The sequence below is a fragment of the Dyella sp. EPa41 genome (assembly GCF_016586165.1).
Taxonomy (GTDB): domain Bacteria; phylum Pseudomonadota; class Gammaproteobacteria; order Xanthomonadales; family Rhodanobacteraceae; genus Dyella.
On the sequence record NZ_BCPR01000028.1, the window covers coordinates 1 to 16,673 of the forward strand.

A 16,673-nucleotide genomic window follows, 5' to 3' on the forward strand; every position below is an offset into this window, starting at 1 on the left:
CACTTCCACCGAGGCTTTCCGCGCCGCGTCGCCGAGACCGGGCACGCCGAGCACGCCCGCCGTCTTCTCGTCCATGTACAGCGCCGCATAGCCCCTGCTGGTGGTCTGCTCGATGCAGCCATAGGGATACAGCAACAGGTTCCGCAACGCTGCGCTGTAAGGCAGCGGGGGAAGCGTGCTGAGGGTCAGCTGCGCGCGAACAGTGGCCGGCACCAGCCCTGACGCCACCGATGCGTCGACCCGTGCCGGCTTGCCGTCCTCGATCGCCATCGGCACCGTGCTCACCACCTCGGGCCAGCCGCTGCGTACCGCAAACTCGAAGTGACGGTCCACCTTGTAGTCGTTGAGCTCGGCATGGATGTCGATCTTCGCCACCGCCACGCCCGCATCCGCGGTGACCGGCATGATCAGCGTGGTGCTGGCGCCATCCTTCATCGGCACGCTTCGATTGGCATCGGCCACTTTGATGAGGCCATCGGCCTTCACGCCCACTTTCGCGGTGCCGTCCTTGCCCGAAAGGTTCTTCAGATCGATGCTGATCTGCGCCTTGTCGCCGCCGGCCATCACGCGTGGCGTACTCGGCTCCACCACCAGCGGGGCACGCACCGTGACATTGCTGTCGGCATTGCCGAAGCGCTGGTCCGAATACGCCAGGGCCGAAAGGCGCAGGCTGCCATTGAAGTCCGGCACCTGCAGATGCACGGCGGCTTTGCCTTGCGCATCGAACTGCACCGGCGACGCGAACAGATCGACGATCTGCACCTTGGGATTGAGGCGGGCACCATGCGGCAGGCCGTTGCCGCTCATGTCACCACCGTAACGCAGCTTGGCCTCCGCGCCCTCCATCGCCTCGATGACGCGGCTATAGAGGTCGTAGGCATCCACGCTCAACGCGCGCTTCGCGAACATCCAGGCCCAGGCATCCGGCACCGGATAGTTGGTGATGTTGAGCACACCCTGGTCCACCGCCGAGACCGTGACGTAAGCCTTCTGGCCGGCCAGCCCTTCGGCCTGCACGGTGACGTCGAGTTGGTTGCCCGGCCGCATCATGGCCGGCGCGCCGAGCTTGAGCGGTATGCGCCGGTCGTTGCGCTCCATGGTTGCGTGCTCGATGCCCATGGCGCGGGCCGGCGTGGTCTTCTCGGTCGCGTCGCCGCCGCGGAATACCATGGCGACCACGTAGACGTCGTGGCGCTCCCACTCCTTGGTCACCGGGATATCGAAGGTTGCTCCCGCCGTGGCCTTGATGTTGCGCGTGTACAGCAGGTGATCGGACTCCACCAGCAGCACGCCCGGTCCGTCGTGCGGCGGTGTCACCGTCACCTTCATGGTGTCGCCAGCGCGATAACGTGCCTTGTCCAGCGCCACCTTCACCTTGTCCGGGCGGGCTTCCTTGCCGGTGTTCTGGTCATCCCAGCTGTAACCCGCGAAGAACGGGAACACCGTGGTCAGCTGCGTATCCGGGTCATAGACCTCCAGGCGATAGCCGCCCCAGGCGACGGGAAAATCGACCTTGATGCGCTGGCCCGCCGCAACATCAACGTCCTTTTCCTCCACCAGCGACAGCTGCACGTTCGCGTTGGACTTCCATTCGTCGCCGTGCTCATACAACCAGTAGAAGTCGCGGATTTCCCGCTGCAGGCGCACCTTGAGATGCGACGCGGCCACCAGCTTGCCGTCCACGTTGGCGCGCATCACTTCGAACGCCGCCTGGCTTTCGCTAGGCGCCCCCTGCTTGGGATCGAACAGCGGGCGCACGCCCACCAGGTTGGGCGCCGGCCAGTACACCTTGTTGAGGATTCGTGTCACGGCGCGGCCACCGGTTTCGTACACACTGCCGGACAACGTCGCCGTCAGCGGCACCACGGGCTTGACCACGTCAGGCAGCGCGATGTCCTGCTCGAGATGGCCCTTTTCATCGAGCTTGGCGTCGAGCACGTCGGCCGCCGCCGTCGGCAAGTCCAGCAGCGGGTTGCCAAAGAACGTATCCGGCATGGACGGCAGGGGATGAACCTCGGGCTTGACCAGCAGCTTGGCTGTGATGCGATTGCCGTCCGCCGGGGCGCCGTAGAGATAGCTGGACGACACCACCAGCTTCAGCGGCTCGGAGGGTGCCAACCTGGCTTGCGGGCTGGTCAGATCCAACTTCAGGCGTTCCGGCAGAAATTCTTCCACATGGAACGGAAACGCCTGCACCGCTTCCTTGCTGGCCGGGTCGAGGCGGAACTCCAGTTGCCACAAACCCGTGGGCGCGTCTTCCGGAATCACCCGGCTGAGTTCGAAGTAGTTGAGGTCTTTCGGATCCAGTCGCGTATCCACCAGGCTGCGTCCGTCCGGCTGCTTCAGTCGAACGAACAACGACTGCTGCTTCATCGGCCGGCCGTCGAAGTCGCGCAATAGCGCCGACGCGTGCAGCGTTTCACCGGGGCGATACAGGTCGCGGCCCGACCAGGCGAACACTTCGAACGGCGCCTGCCTGCGTCCGGTGACATCGAAGTTGGAAATATCGAGCGCCGGCCGGTTGAACTGCAATACCGACACGTCCTTGCCCTTGCGCGCCACCAGCACGTCGTCCTGGTCGAGCTTGTAGGCCATCAGCGCGTTGCCGTCGTCATCCGTGGTGGCCTTGAGCTTGGCGGTGCCGTTGGCGTCGTCCACTTCCACCGCGACGCCGCCCACCGGGGAGCCGTCGTGCAACGAGGCTACATGCAACAGCGCGTTGTCCTTGTAGACGCGAAGGTGCAAGCCCAGGTCGCTGACGAAGAACACGGCGGTGTCGTAGCTGCCGCCGTAGGTACCGCCTTGCTTGAGCATCGCCATGTAGACGCCGGGTTGCGCCAGCTCCGGCACCTTCTGCACGGGAATGTAGGTAATCGTGCGCGCATTGGGCTCGCCGCCCAGCGCGTAATGGTTGGCGTAGACGGACTCGCCCATGTCGGTAATGGGCTTGCGTGTGCGCCGGTCTTCGTTGCACCGATTCCAGGGACTGATGGGATGCTGCAGTTCGTAACTGTCCCGGTGCTTGTTGGTGGGATAGGCACAGAAGAGGTCCGAGACGGCCTCGTCCCGCACGCGGAAGAATTCGATGTCGGCGTCGTGCACGTTTACCGATACCAGCGGAAGTCCCCGTGAGCCACGCGCCGGCAGCACGCTGCCCATCGAGGCAAAACCCACCGCGGCCGGCACATTGCCGGAATAGACGTCCCTCTTTACATCCACGCCCAAGGTGCGGCCATCGGCCGCCAGCAGGCCCGCCTGGATCTGCACCGCGTAGTGCTGGTTAGCCTGCACGAACGGAAAAACCAGGGTCTTGCCATCCGGCAGGAGGTTCCAGCTGCCATTGACGGAGGCGCCGTTGGGCCCTGTCACGGCGAGCAGCTGGTCGAACGCCTGTGCCGATACCAGTGGCGCGCTGAAGGTGAGCACCAGTTCCGTGTGCCCTTCATTCTCGCGCGAACCCTCGGTGAGCAAAGTAAACGTAGCCGCCTTGCCGGCATGGCCGGTCGAAGCGGCGGGCGCAGGGCTTCCCTGCAGCGGGGGTTTGTCCTCTTTGTGCCGGCTACAGCCGGACAGGACGCTCATTACCAGGCACAGCACCAAACCAGCCATGCCGATGCGGGCATGGCTGCCTACCGTTGCGCTCTTCATAAGATCTCCCCAAGGTAATGGGGAGTGTCGCATGCCTTTATGGCCGATTCGAGGCGAGGGACTGGCCTCCGGCTGAAGGTGTTTCCCGGATTGCCTGATGTGCCGTCAAGGCAACAATGGCTTCCGCAAATCCGGGGCCACGCTCGCTACGGCCGCCAACCCATGCCGCCATCCCGTTCACTGCCTCGGCTTGCCTTGAGTCGCAGGCCGTGTCGCGTAGACAGGCTGTGCCAGGTCAGCGGCGTCAATGACTTTTCGTCGTTCGCCAGGTGGCGCACTTCCACACCGTGTAGCCGATCATGACGGCGAGGCCGGCGCCGACAGCGGCCATGGCGCCGATGCCGGCGAGGCGTTGGGGCGCGAATGCCCATAGCGCGCTCCACACGAGGAAGGCCAGCGTCATGGCCCAGCCGCCGACGCGCCCCACTGCCTGCGCCAGCGTCGCGTGTTGAACTGTTCTCGGCGATCCATGCATGCGTTTTGGCATGGCGTTGCAAAACACGGCGAGGGCGAGGCCGATGATCACGTTGTGGCCGCGCACGACCTGCTCTGCGTCGACCCATGCCTGCCTGTGGGCGAAGGAGAGCAGGAGCGCGCCGGCGATCATGGCGGCGGCGAGCTTGAGGCCGAAAACTATCTCGTGCCTCGCGCGGAGAAGTGGGCTGTTCTCGCTCATTCGTCGACTCCTTCAGGGGTCTCTTTGGGCTGTACCGCGCGGTCTCCGGCACCTATGCCGAACAGTTGCGTGAAGCTCAGCAGCGCGTCTTCCAGGACGGACAGCTTCAGCTGATAGATGATGCTGGTGCCGATCTTGTGGGCCTCGATCAGGTCGGCCTCGCGCAATACCGCGAAGTGGGCGGACATGGTCGGGCGTGACACCGGGAAATGGTCCGACAGCTCGCCCGCGGTCATCGAACGCTGGCGCAGCAGCTCCAGTACCTTGCGGCGCGTGGGATCGGCCAGGGCTCTGAAAACCGCGTTCATGGCCTTTATTTAGCCAATCGACTAATTTAGAGTCAAGTAAAATTTCGTCGATTGGCTAAATTAGTTCCGGTGCGGCTTTTCCGGCCGTGCCTTTGTCGCGGAGCGCTCACGCGACGTCGGTTGGCGAAGCGGCAAGCGCGGCCCTCAAGTCGCGCACCGCGCCCTCTTCGGCCACTCGTACCAGCGCTTGGACTGGTTGACGATGCGCACCACCGACAGCATCACCGGTACCTCGACCAGCACGCCAACCACCGTTGCCAATGCCGCGCCCGAGTTGAGGCCGAACAGGCTGACCGCGGCCGCCACGGCCAGCTCGAAGAAATTGCTCGCGCCGATCAAGGCCGATGGGCCGGCCACGCAGTGCTCGACGCCGAGCCAGCGGTTCAACAGGTAGGCCAACCCCGAGGTGAAATAGACCTGCACCAGGATGGGCACGGCGAGCATGGCGATGATGAGCGGTTGCGCGAGGATCTGTTTGCCCTGAAATCCGAACAGCAGCGTGAGGGTGATCAACAGTGCGCCCAAGGACACGGGGCCCAGGCGACGCAGCCATTCGGCGAGCGCTGCCTCACCGCCACGGGCCAGGATCGCGCGACGCAACAACGCCGCACCGATCACCGGAATGACGATGTACAGGCCCACCGAGAGAACGAGCGTTGCCCAGGGCACGGTGATCGCCGACACGCCCAGCAGCAATGCAACCAGGGGTGCGAACGCCACCACCATGATGGCGTCGTTGATGGCCACCTGGCTCAGCGTGAAGTTCGGTTCGCCGTGACACAGGTTGCTCCACACGAACACCATCGCGGTGCAAGGCGCGGCAGCCAGCAGGATGAGTCCAGCCACGTAACTGTCCACCTGCCCCGCCGGCAGATAGCCGTTGAACACATGGCGCAGGAACAGCCACGCCAGCAACGCCATCGAAAACGGCTTCACCGCCCAGTTGATGAAGAGCGTGACGCCAATGCCTTTCCAGTGACGTCCCACCTGGCGCATGGCGCCAAGGTCGATGCGCAGGAGCATGGGCACGATCATCAGCCAGATCAGCAAGGCGATCGGCAGATTCACCCTGGCGATCTCCCATGCGCCCAGCGCCGCGAACGGACTCGGCAGCCAATGGCCCAGCGCCGTGCCAAGCACGATGCACGAGGCGACCCACAAGGTGAGGTAGCGCTCGAAGAACCCGATGGCCGGGCGCGCGGCGGCAGACTCAGACATGCGCCGCGTCCTCCGCCTGGATAGTGCCGATGTCGTCCAGCGCCACCTGCAGCGCCTTTCGATCAGCCCAGAGTTCCGCTGGCAACGCCAGAAATGCCTTCAGTCGAGCCTTGATCGTGGCATGCGCGCTCGCGAAGGCCGCGCGCTTGTCGGCATCCTCGCCCGCCACCGCCGCGGGATCGAACAAGCCCCAATGCGTACGCACGAAGTCGCCGAAGAAGACCGGGCATGCCTCGGAGGCCGCGCTGTCGCAGACCGTCACCACCAGGTCGATCGGCTGGGCGCCCTCGCCCGAAAACTCATCCCATGACTTGCTGCGCAGGCCCGCCGTCGGCATGCCGGCGGCGGCAAGCGTGTCGAGTGCGTAGGGGTTGATGCGCCCCGTGGGCTGGCTGCCGGCGCTGAAGGCCTCGAACCGGTCGTCGCCCCAGGCGCGCAAGGTGGCTTCGGCAAGAACACTGCGGGCAGAGTTGCCCGTGCAGACGAACAGAACGCGATAGGTCACGGAAGCTCCCCAGATATCAGCAGCAGGCATCGCCGGGCGAGCAGGCCGCGGCCATGGGGCCGCACTCGGCCTGCGGACTGCCCTCGCAACAGTTGTGTGTCAGATAGGCAATCAGCCCGTTCATCGCATCGAAGGCGGCGCGGTAGCGCACGAATCGCCCCTGCGGTTCGGCGGTGACCAGGCCAGCGTTTGCCAGCTCCTTCAGATGGAAGGACAGCGTGGCGCCGGGCATGCCCAGCGCTTCGCCGATGTGCCCTGCCATGCGGCCGTCGGGACCCGCGACCACCAGCAGGCGGAAGATGGCCAGGCGCTTGGCGTGGCCCAGCGCCGTCAGGGCGGCGATTGCGTCATTCGTTTCCATAAAACTAGAATAGTCGAATCATCGAGCCATGAACAAGCCCATGCACAACGACCTGCCCCATCTTCACGGTGACCTCCTGCCCCGTCCGGACAGCCCCAGGCTGGGCATGGGCGATGACACCGGCCATCCGCCACGCATCCTGATTCTTTACGGGTCGCTGCGCCCGCAATCGTTTTCCCGCAAGCTCGCGTTGGAGGCCGAGCGCCTCCTGCGCCACCTGGGCGCCGAAACGCGCGTGTTCGATCCGCATCGGCTGCCCATGCTCGACAGCGTGCCGGCCACCCATCCCGAAGTGCAGCGCCTGCGGGAATGGTCGGCCTGGTCCGAAGGCCAGGTGTGGGTGAGCCCCGAGCGTCACGGCACGATCACCGGCGTGTTCAAGAACCAGATCGACTGGCTGCCCCTGGAAGACGGCAGCGTGCGCCCGACCCAGGGCCGGACCTTGGCGGTCATGCAGGTCTGCGGCGGCTCGCAATCCTTCAATGTGGTGAACACCCTGCGCGTGCTGGGTCGCTGGATGCGCATGGTCACCATCCCCAACCAATCGTCGGTGGCCAAGGCATGGCAGGAGTTCGACGAGCAAGGCCGGATGAAACCATCGCCGTTCTATGACCGCGTGGTGGATGTCATGGAGGAACTCATGAAGTTCACCCTGATGGTGCGCGGCCGCAGCGACTACCTGGTCAGCCGCTACAGCGAGCGCAAGGGCGAGGAACTCCAGCGCGCGCTCGCCATGGCCGCCGGCGCCGTGGAGAAAGCCTGAGAGGCGGCGCTGCCCTCTCCAGGCGACACTTCGGGAAAGTGCCCGCATGGCTGCGCCGCCGGCAACGGCCTGGAAAGCCCTGAGCATCTTCCCAACCCCCCGTGGACGAGTCCGGGCGCCACGCCCGCACGACGTGCCATGGCGAACGTTTAACTATGTCTTTGCGCCTTCACCTGGCGCTATCGGTTCGCTTCGCGCGACCGCCGAACAATGCAGCTACCCGGCCATTGGCGGATGGCGCCAGCCCACATGGTTACGGAGAGCAAGCATGACCAGCAAAGAAACCAGCAGTTCGGACGTGAAAGCCAAGGAGCGCAAGCCAGCCGACCAGCCTGTTGGAGCCCCGGCTCGCAACGAGCAGCACGACGCTTCCGCCCACCATCCGGTCGCCAACCAGGGTGCCCCGGGCGGCACCTGCGACGACGACGGCGACAGCGACAACCAGCAGGACCCGACTCGCCGCGCCTCGGCACATCACGACGACAAATAGGGTTCACCGCGGTTGCATGGCTGCGCCTCCTCGTCATGCGACGGGCGCACCGGATCCATCGCACGGCGTGTCGAAGTTGCGTGGCGGCACGCCCCGAAAGCGAATGCCTCTTTTCGTGCCGGCGTCATCATGCGTGAGGGCGCCTGTGCCTCGATCGGCGCCATGCGTCGATGGAAGGCGCCCGGCGTGCCTGTGCCCGCCGTGCGACGCCTATAATGGCGCACGTCCATCCTCAGCAAAGCCGATGACAGAGCCTGTACGCCTCGCCAAACGTGTCGCCGCCCTGGCTCAATGCTCGCGGCGTGAAGCGGAAATGTATATCGAGGGCGGCTGGGTTCGCGTGGATGGCGTCATCGTGGAAGAGCCGCAGTTCAAGGTGCTCGACCAGCGCGTCGACGTCGACCCGGATGCGCAGCTCGAAGCCGCCGAGCCCGCCACCCTGCTATGGCACAAGCCTGCCGGCGTCACCTCTGACGAGGCGCGCGCACTAGTTCACGCGGAAACCCGCTCCGCCGAAGACCCGTCCGGCGTGCGCCTGCTGAAGCGTCACTTTTCCCGTCTCGACACGCTGCTGCCCTTGCCCGACAAAGCCAGTGGCCTCGTCGTGCTCACCCAGGACTGGCGGGTCAAGCGTCGGCTGGAGGAGGACTTCGACCGCATAGAGCAGGAGCTCGTCGTCGAGGTTGCAGGCAAGCTGGCGCCCCATGGGCTCGCCTTGCTCAACCATGGCCTCAGCTTCGACAACTATGCGCTGCCGCCGATCAAGGTGAGCTGGCAGAACGAAAACCACCTGCGCTTCGCCCTGAAGCGGATCGCGCCGGACAAGGTCGAGCGCATGTGCAACGCGGTGGGCCTGCAGGCGATCGCGATCAAGCGCATCCGTATCGGCCGCATACCCATGTCGCGGTTGCAGCCGGGGCAATGGCGCTACCTGGCCAGCTCGGATCGCTTTTGATCTTCTGAAGCGTGATGTGCGCGACGCCGGCGGCCCGTGTCGCTGCTGCCGCTGCGCACGCCGAACCATCGCGCGTCCCGCGCAAGCGGCCGGCCGCGGCCGCGACGTGCCATCAGTCGCCTTGACGGCCACATCGCCGGTGCGCCAATTTCCTGGCATTGGACACATCGTGCGACGGCCACCATGCGACGCGAGATCGCCATCGTCGTTTTTCCGGGCTTTCAGCTGCTGGATGCCGCCGGCCCCGTTGCCGCCTTCGAGATGGCGGAGCGCTTCCGGCCCGACAGCTACGCCATCCACGTGCTTGCCCCGCAAGGCGGCATCGTGCGCAGCTCATCGGGCGTCTGCCTGGCGGCGGAGCCCATGGAGGCGAGACGTTTCGATACCGTGATCGTATCGGGCGGCAACCTTGCGCAACTCGAGGAGAGCCAGGCCGGCATCGTCGCGTGGCTTCGGCACGATGCATGGCGCCGCATGGCCGGCGTCTGCTCGGGCGCCTTCTTTCTCGCGGAAGCGGGGCTGCTCGATGAACGGCGCGCCACCACGCACTGGGCGGCCGCCGAACGCTTCCGCTTGCGCTATCCCAGGGTACGGCTGGATGCCGAGCGCATGTTCGTCCGCGATGGAGACGTATGGACGTCCGCCGGCATTTCCGCCGGGATCGATCTTGCGCTGGCGCTCGTGGAGGACGACCTCGGCCCAGGCATCGCGCGACGCACCGCCCAACAGCTCGTCGTGCACCAGCGCCGGCACGTGGGCCAATCGCAGTACTCCGTGCTGGTGGAACAAGGCGGCAAGACCGGCCGGTTCGGCGACCTTATCCAATGGATGCGCGCACGCCTCGCCGAACCCATGACGGTCGAGCGGCTGGCTGCGCGCGCCGCGATGAGCCCCCGTAACTTTGCCCGCGCTTTCGTGGCGGAAACCGGCGCGACGCCCGCGAAGGTCGTGGAGGGCCTGCGCCTGGAAGCCGCTCGTCTCGCGGTCGAGACCAGTCATCTCAACATCGATCACATTGCCGCCTCCACCGGCTTCGGCGATGCGAGCCGCATGCGCCGCGCCTTCGTCCGCGCCTTTGGCATGTCGCCGCAATCGCTGCGCCGAAGCGCGGGCATCTGAGGTCGCCATGACGCCGAAGCGCCGCGCGCACTGGCCGTTTTTGTCCGGAACTTGTCCTTGCGGCGCTCCGGCGAACCGCTCATAAAGATTCCCGGCCGGGCAGCATGCCTGCCGGTCGGCCAAGCACCCTGCCGTCCCGCGGCGACGAATGTCCCGTCGCGGACGGCGGCCCCCTCCCTCCCCTGCAAGGAATCGCATGCGCCTCATCCTGTTCGTTTCGGCATGGCTTTTGTGTCTGGGCAGCGCCGTGGCTGCGGAGTCGCCTGCCGCCTCCACGAGAAGCGGCACGCGACTCGATCACATCCTTCTCTGGGGACGGGGCATCGACCAGGCCACCTCGGTCATGGCGGTCAGGCTGGGTTTCCAGGTTCGGCCCGGGCATGACACCGACGGGGTTGCCAATCGCTACATCCGTTTCTCGGACAGCAGCTTCATCGAACTGCTGGGCATCACCGGTGCCGACCCCAAGTTCGATCCGGGCATGAAGGAAGACCAGCAGGCCCTGAAAGGCGGGCCGGGCTCGCGCACTTTCGGCTTTCGTTCCGCGTCGCTCGATGCGATCCATCAATCGCTGCAGGCCTCGCACTATGCCGTCACACCCTTCTTTTCCGGCCCCGACAGCCAAAAACCGGGTTGGCGCCTGTTTGCCTTCGATCGCGCGCCGCTGTCGAGCAACACGTTCTTCATCGACTACGCGGCCGGCTACGCGCCCGACCAGTTCGACCCCGCCAACACCGACGACTATCGCGTCACGCGCGAGCATCCCAACAGTGCACGTGAACTCTCGTCGATCTGGCTCGTATCGGGTGACGCCGAGGCCGATCGACGCCAACTCGAAAAGATGGGCTACGGCCACGCGGTGCCAGTGAAGCTCTCGACCGTTGGTGCGAAGGGGTTTTGCGTACCGGTAGGGCCAACGGCGCTGCTCGTGCTTCAGCCCGATGGTGCGGGCCTGGCCGAGCAAACCATGGCGAGTGGCGGTCCGCGCATTCTGGCCGTGAGCTTTGGCGTCGCCGACCTGGAACGCGCCCGTCGCTGGGTCGAGCGTGGCTATGGGCGCACGCTGGCGATCTACCGTGGCCAGTCGGGCGACTCGTTCCTCGCCCCCACGCAGGACGATCTCGGCTTGTCCATCGAATTCCATGCCATGACGCCGGGCCAGCCGGCTTGTTCGAAGGCAAACCTGTAAGGCAGGCATTGGCCGGCGCCCGGAAAGAACCGGGCGAGACCGATGGGTTCCGCCGCGAATGACGGCTTCGGGTTCGACCCGTGACCTGCGACCTATAGGGCGAACTTCGCCATGCCGCCCGGGTCACTTCCAGCGGCCGGTCCGAAGCGTCGCTCCTGATCGTCGTCCTTGATCAACAGGGTGGGAGGCTGTGATGAAAAAGTTCGTCTTGGCAGGCTGGCTCGCAGGCGCCTGTTGCGTGTTGTCGTTTGCCGCCAACGCTGCGGGGCCGGGGCCCGATGAGGCCAGCGTGCGCGACGTGGAGAACGCCTGGAGCCGGGCCTTCATCACCGGCGACGCGAAGGCGCTCGATGAGCTGCTCGATCCCGCTTATATATCGGTAAGCGCCGCCGGCGTACCCCGACCCAAGGCCGACATCGTGGCCGCGGCAAAGCGCTTTGCGGAACAACATCCCAACACGCCGGTGCAGCCGCTGCCGCCGACATCCACCATCAGCATCAAGGGCGACACGGCGGTGGTGACGCATCACGGCGACAAGGAAACGTCGGTCGATGTGTTCTACTACAGCCAGGGCCGCTGGCATGCGTGGTATTCACAGCACACCACACGCGCGGCCACCAGCTGACTTTCCCCGTTACACGTTTCATTCGGGCAGCGCCTGAATCGAGCTGCCCGCTTCACCGTGGAAGCGGGCAGCCCATCATCCATCAGCGCGCCGGCTGATCGACCGGCTGCTGAAGATTCCACTTGGCGATGACCCGCACTTCGCGCTCGAAACCAAGCACGCTGACCGCTGCGGTATCGAGCGCCAGATGCGCCCCCATCGACGCCTCGCCAGTCGTCCACACGGCAGCCAGAACGCGCAGGAAATGAGCGTGCGAAAACAGCGCGACATGCCCCACCTCGCGACCCAGCAGGCGATCGATGAGGCGCTGGGCGCGAGCCCCCACTTGCGCCGCACTCTCGCCTTCGGGAATGGGTGACGTCCATACCGACCAGTCGGGTGTTTCTTCGCGGATATCCGCCGTCTTGCGCCCTTCGTAGACGCCATAGTTCCACTCGTGCAACTCGGGCTCGACCTGGGCTTGTTCGCCGAGACCCGCAAGGCGGCAGGTATCGACGGCACGCTGCATCGGGCTGGTCAGCACGAGGTCAAATGTCTGGGTGGAAAGCAGCGGCGCAAGAGCGGACGCCTGCCTGCGCCCATGTTCGGTCAGCGCAATGTCCGTCGTGCCGGTGTGCCGGCCGGATCTGCTCCATTCGGTTTCGCCGTGGCGAATCAGCCAGATGTTTGCGGCGGGCTTTGACATTACATGACTCATGGCGACCGGCTTGGGGCAAGGACGATATTGTGCACCCTCCGCCCCGTACATGAGCCGATTTCGCAGGCGTCATCCGTCATGGGGCGATCCCTCATGCCTGCCGGTCGCCGTCTTGAATGATCCCGCCGCGCCCGCCATGGGCGGGTAGGAGAACACGAATGCGCTTGACGAAACCGGCGATATCCGCTCCGGGCACGTATCCAGTCGGCAAAGCGCCCCGCTGTCTTTACAATGCGCCGCCTTTCGTCATTACCCCGATCTCGTGCTCATGGACATTGTCGTCAACGAAGAACTGAAAGCCTATATCGACCCGATGACGCCCGAAGAGTACGAGGCGCTGGAACGGAGCATCCTCGCCGAAGGTTGTCGCGATGCGCTGGTGCTGTGGGGCAACATCCTGGTCGACGGCCACCACCGCTACAGCGTCTGCCGCAAGCACGACCTGCCGTTCCAGACCATGCAGCACGCGCATTTCCAGACCATGGACGATGTCCATCTATGGATGATCGACCAGCATCTGGGTCGTCGCAGCGTCTCGGCGTTTCAGCGCGGCGTGCTGGCCCTGCGCAAGCGCGAAATCCTGGCCGAACGGCGGGCCCGCATGCGCAAGGCCGAAGCACCGGCGCAAGCGCAAGCCGCAGAAGAAACCACGCCTGAGGAAACCGCCACCACCGCGGCCGCGGAGGCATCACCGGCCGAGCCGGCAAGCAGCCGCGAAGCCCTGGCCCGCGAGGCTCGCCTCAGTCACAGCCAGATCGGCTTGATCGAGAAAATCCAGAAGCAGGCCACGGATGAAGTGGTGGCCGCCGTCAAGTCCGGTACGCTCTCGATCAACGCGGCAGCGGCGGTGGCGAGCCTTCCGGCCGAGGAACAACGGGCGGCGGCCGTGGCCGGCGAACAGGAGCTCAGGCAGGCGGCCAAGCGCGTCCGTGAGTCCCGGCGCAAGCCACGCGACGAAACGGCCACGCCGCCGATGCCGACTGAAGAAGATGAGCTTCGGCAGCTGCGCGACCGCGTGGCGGAGTTGACCGCCGAGAACGAAGCCCTGCGCGGCCAGGTGGAAGAGCTGAAGAGTCGGCTCACGGCGCTCCAAGGCTGAAGCCCGCGCTTCGGGCTGAAAGCGGACGGCCGTCGCCCCGGGAATTCGCGTGCCGACCTTTGCCTTCATCGCAAGATCGGCACGCCACGACCGTCAGCCAAGCGCGGGAAATGCCGTGATGCGCAACTTGGCCCCGGCATAGGGCACCAGCGTGATGGACTGCGCGCCTTCATCGGTGGACGCTTCCGCGTTGGCCGGCACGGGGTCGGCGCTTCCTTCAGAGGCCTTCCAGGCCGGCACGTAACGCCCCTGCATGGCCAGCTTCACGGCCGCCGCCGCACCCGCGAACGGCGTTTCGCCGACGGGATGCTCGCTGACGGTGACCGACACGCCCGGCTCGATGCCGATATTCCATCGCGAGCCGGGATAGACCTGCCAATCGTTGGTGGGCCCTCGCCTGCGCCAGATGACCCAGTGCTCTTCGATGGGCAGCGCATAGACCAGCGCGCCGCGACTGAAACTCAATGCGCCGTCATGGCCGCGTTCGACTTTCACCTCGGCGTTGAACATCACCTCGACCGTGTCGCCAGGCGTCCACGTGCGCTCGATCGTCGTGAAACCCGGCGTCGCCTGGACGGGCTTTCCGTTCACCGCGATACGCGTGTCCCGCGACCAGGCGGGGATGCGCAGCCGCAACGGAAACGCGACCGCATGCTGCGGTTTCACCGTGATGCTGACCGCTTGCCTGAAGGGATAGTCGCTGACCTGCTCGACCGTCACCGGCGTTCCCCGCACGACACTCGTCACCGCACACGGCGCGTAACTCATGGCGGCAAGGCCGTGGTCGGCCGTGGCCATCCACAGGCTGTTGGCAAACTTCGGCCAGCCCTGGTGGAAGTTCGCGGTGCAGCAACGAAAATTGGGTTCCAGTCCGAACAGGTTCGATTCCGGCCCGTCGGTGGTCCATGGATGGCGATGCAGGCTGCATTCCACCTGGTTGGCTTGCTGGTTGTATTGATGCGCCCACATGTCGTCGGTCAGCGCGCCGGGCAGCGCATTGAAGGCGATGCGCTCCAGTCGATCGCCCAACGCGGCATCGCCCGTAAGCGCCAGCGCCACCTCCAGTGAAAACATGGTCTCCACCACGGTGCACAGCTCGGTGCCTTGCGACGGACTGCGGCCGGCAAGATGCTCGTCCGCGGAAAACATGCCGTTGGGCAGGCCGTGATAGGTATCGAGCATCCGCAGCTGATGGTGGATGGCATCGCGATCGGCCGCGCTGCCGGACGCAACCGACCAGACCGGCGACGCTTTCAACGACTGCGCGACGTTGACGCCATGCACCTGCAGGCCGAGATCCTGCATGAAGGCATCGGAGTTGCCGGCCTGCTTGCGCAGGGCATCCGCGTCGGTCTTCTGCGTGAACGGGAAATGGGCAAACATGCCCTGCCAGTCATAGCCTTGCTGCTTGAGAAGACGCGCAAGCTCGAGCAACTTTGCATCGTTCGTGCGCTGGTACAGCCACAGGACGGAAACGAGTTCATCCTGCCAGCGCATGCGTCCCCAGTCGCGCAGCGGCCGGGTCGGCAGCGCCTGCAACTGGTAGTGGAAATAGCGCGTCATCAACGGCATGACACGCGGATCGCCGGTGAGCTCGTGGTACTGCGTGAGCACCTTGAGCATGACCATGCGCGGCCACCAGTCGTCATTGCTGCGCGGGCCGAACATGCCGTTTTCCCACGGATGGTCCAGCGTCCAGTCGATGAAACGCATCGCCTTTGCCTTGAGCTCCGGCGAATCCAGCTGCCACGCCAGCGGCACCAGGCCGTCGAGGAAATACGGGCCGTCCTCCCATGATTCGCCCTTGCCGCCCGACCACCCGCTGTCCGGCCCCACGATGGGCCAGAACTCATCCAGATGACCACCCAGGCCCGCCGCCTGGATGTGCAACTGGCGAGACAACCAGCCCGTCGCCTTGATGGAACCCGTGGGAAGTGGCGCAAAAGGCTGTTGCATCAGCGGCGCCTGCGGAAACAGCGGCGCTTGCCGGGCGCGTCCCGGCACTGCCTGCCCGGCGGGCATCGCGGCAGCGCGAAGCGGGCGAAACGTCATCGCGCTCATGACACCGGCGAGGGCCATGCCCTGCAGAAAGGAGCGACGGCTCAACGAGGGCGGCGTGGGCATGCGAAAACTCTCGGCCTGTGGCAACCCGCCGAGTGTTGTTCAATTGTCCGACAAATTCAAATAGCCCTGGAAATCCAGGCCGTCCGGCCGCCAGCGCGCCACTCAGGACTGGACTTCGCAACCCCAGCCGTCGTTGCGCCCACCGAGAGCCTCGGCCTCTTGCGCCAGCAGGTCCTCATAACCGGAAATGTTTTCGTGCGTGGGCTCCATGAAAGGATGGGTCAGCACCTGCCACGGCAATTCGTCGTGCTCCTCATATTCGGAGAAGGAGACTTTCTGCCCGTTCTTCAACAGGCGCAGCGCGAACTTGAGCGCAGCTTCTTCGGTTGGAAAGATCACGGCGAAATCGATCTCGCGCGGCACGGAAAGATCATCGCCCTGCTTGGCCATTTGCTGCAGCACCTGGCCGTTCTCGTCATCGGGAAACTTCATCTCGCTGTTCACGCCCTATCCCTCGTCTGGTCGGCGCGGGATGGCCCCGGCCCTGATACGCGATTGTGCTGACCTGGATCAGTGACGTCGAGCGAGCGACTGCCTACGGTGCCCGTCCCCACTCTTCCACAGGCTCACCGTACCGCCATGTCCACAGACACTCTCCCCGACGCCAGCATCCACGGCTTTGACGCGCGCGGGGTGGCGCGTCGCTTCCGCCACGCGGCCATCTTCGGCGCCCTCGATGCATTGCATCCCGGCGAAACCATGCGCTTCGTCAACGATCACCATCCGCTGCCCTTGATCGCCCAGCTGCGCGATCGCTTTGGCGACAGGCTGACGTTCACCTATCGACAGAGCGACCCGGACCTCACCGTCATCGACATCAGCGTCGGCGACCCGTCGGCCAAGGCACGCGACAAGCACGCGGATGGCGGATGTTGCGGCAGCTGCGGCTGAGATCC

17 protein-coding genes are annotated in these 16,673 nt (G+C 65.3%); 8 read left to right on the top strand and 9 right to left on the bottom strand.

All coding sequences use genetic code 11. The annotated features are described in order from the left end of the window. The 6 genes from JMF82_RS10810 to JMF82_RS10835 form a co-directional block, all read right to left on the bottom strand. Positions 1 to 3,648, bottom strand: a 3,648-nt coding sequence (locus tag JMF82_RS10810) for an alpha-2-macroglobulin (protein ID WP_201314533.1), incomplete at its 3' end; no start/stop codon positions are given. 244 nt (positions 3,649 to 3,892) lie between these two features. Then, positions 3,893 to 4,324: a hypothetical protein gene (locus JMF82_RS10815; RefSeq protein WP_201314534.1), complete on the bottom strand. Its 432-nt coding sequence runs from the start codon at positions 4,322 to 4,324 to the stop codon at positions 3,893 to 3,895. After that, positions 4,321 to 4,632 carry an autorepressor SdpR family transcription factor gene (locus JMF82_RS10820; RefSeq protein ID WP_201314535.1) on the bottom strand — a complete coding sequence of 104 codons (312 nt, stop codon included), beginning with the start codon at positions 4,630 to 4,632 and terminating at the stop codon, positions 4,321 to 4,323. The genes JMF82_RS10815 and JMF82_RS10820 overlap by 4 nt, the downstream gene beginning before the upstream one ends. A 144-nt stretch (positions 4,633 to 4,776) precedes the next feature. Further along, the gene (arsB, locus tag JMF82_RS10825; RefSeq protein ID WP_201314536.1) at positions 4,777 to 5,850 is read right to left on the bottom strand and encodes an ACR3 family arsenite efflux transporter; all 1,074 of its coding nucleotides are present in this window, start codon (positions 5,848 to 5,850) and stop codon (positions 4,777 to 4,779) included. Next, entirely contained in the window at positions 5,843 to 6,355 is a 513-nt protein-coding gene (locus JMF82_RS10830; RefSeq protein ID WP_201314537.1) for an arsenate reductase ArsC, read from the bottom strand. The genes arsB and JMF82_RS10830 overlap by 8 nt, the downstream gene beginning before the upstream one ends. 16 nt (positions 6,356 to 6,371) lie before the next feature. Beyond that, positions 6,372 to 6,716, bottom strand: a complete 345-nt coding sequence (locus JMF82_RS10835) for a metalloregulator ArsR/SmtB family transcription factor (protein WP_201314538.1) — start codon at positions 6,714 to 6,716, stop codon at positions 6,372 to 6,374. A gap of 28 nt (positions 6,717 to 6,744) precedes the next feature. On the opposite strand from JMF82_RS10835, the gene arsH reads away from it, so the two are divergent. From arsH to JMF82_RS10865, 6 genes are all read left to right on the top strand, one after another. Then, entirely contained in the window at positions 6,745 to 7,479 is a 735-nt protein-coding gene (gene arsH / locus JMF82_RS10840) for an arsenical resistance protein ArsH (RefSeq protein ID WP_201314539.1), read from the top strand. Between the two features lie 268 nt (positions 7,480 to 7,747). Then, positions 7,748 to 7,969, top strand: coding sequence for a hypothetical protein (locus JMF82_RS10845; protein ID WP_201314540.1), 222 nt, complete (start codon positions 7,748 to 7,750; stop codon positions 7,967 to 7,969). A gap of 244 nt (positions 7,970 to 8,213) precedes the next feature. Beyond that, a complete protein-coding gene (locus tag JMF82_RS10850) occupies positions 8,214 to 8,924 on the top strand; it encodes an rRNA pseudouridine synthase (protein WP_201314541.1) in 711 nt (236 codons plus the stop codon). Positions 8,925 to 9,107: 183 nt separating this feature from the next. Next, on the top strand, positions 9,108 to 10,043 hold the full coding sequence (locus JMF82_RS10855; protein ID WP_201314542.1) for a GlxA family transcriptional regulator: 936 nt from the start codon (positions 9,108 to 9,110) through the stop codon (positions 10,041 to 10,043). A gap of 196 nt (positions 10,044 to 10,239) precedes the next feature. Then, positions 10,240 to 11,232, top strand: coding sequence for a VOC family protein (locus JMF82_RS10860; RefSeq protein ID WP_201314544.1), 993 nt, complete (start codon positions 10,240 to 10,242; stop codon positions 11,230 to 11,232). Between the two features lie 193 nt (positions 11,233 to 11,425). Next, positions 11,426 to 11,857: a nuclear transport factor 2 family protein gene (locus JMF82_RS10865; protein WP_201314546.1), complete on the top strand. Its 432-nt coding sequence runs from the start codon at positions 11,426 to 11,428 to the stop codon at positions 11,855 to 11,857. A gap of 82 nt (positions 11,858 to 11,939) precedes the next feature. On the opposite strand, the gene JMF82_RS10870 is transcribed toward JMF82_RS10865, so the two are convergent. Then, entirely contained in the window at positions 11,940 to 12,542 is a 603-nt protein-coding gene (locus tag JMF82_RS10870) for a histidine phosphatase family protein (RefSeq protein WP_236585409.1), read from the bottom strand. Positions 12,543 to 12,822: 280 nt separating this feature from the next. On the opposite strand from JMF82_RS10870, the gene JMF82_RS10875 reads away from it, so the two are divergent. Continuing rightward, on the top strand, positions 12,823 to 13,653 hold the full coding sequence (locus tag JMF82_RS10875) for a plasmid replication/partition related protein (RefSeq protein WP_201314548.1): 831 nt from the start codon (positions 12,823 to 12,825) through the stop codon (positions 13,651 to 13,653). A gap of 93 nt (positions 13,654 to 13,746) precedes the next feature. Here the strand turns inward: JMF82_RS10875 and JMF82_RS10880 are convergent, their stop codons facing one another. Together JMF82_RS10880 and JMF82_RS10885 are read right to left on the bottom strand one after the other, a co-directional pair. Beyond that, complete coding sequence (locus tag JMF82_RS10880) at positions 13,747 to 15,777, bottom strand: beta-L-arabinofuranosidase domain-containing protein (protein ID WP_201314550.1); 2,031 nt, start codon at positions 15,775 to 15,777, stop codon at positions 13,747 to 13,749. 102 nt (positions 15,778 to 15,879) lie between these two features. Continuing rightward, on the bottom strand, positions 15,880 to 16,221 hold the full coding sequence (locus JMF82_RS10885) for a ribonuclease E inhibitor RraB (RefSeq protein WP_201314552.1): 342 nt from the start codon (positions 16,219 to 16,221) through the stop codon (positions 15,880 to 15,882). A 135-nt stretch (positions 16,222 to 16,356) separates the two neighbouring features. Here JMF82_RS10885 and JMF82_RS10890 point away from each other — a divergent pair, with 135 nt between their 5' ends. After that, positions 16,357 to 16,668 carry a DUF2249 domain-containing protein gene (locus JMF82_RS10890; RefSeq protein WP_201314554.1) on the top strand — a complete coding sequence of 104 codons (312 nt, stop codon included), beginning with the start codon at positions 16,357 to 16,359 and terminating at the stop codon, positions 16,666 to 16,668. The last annotated feature ends 5 nt before the right edge of the window (positions 16,669 to 16,673 follow it).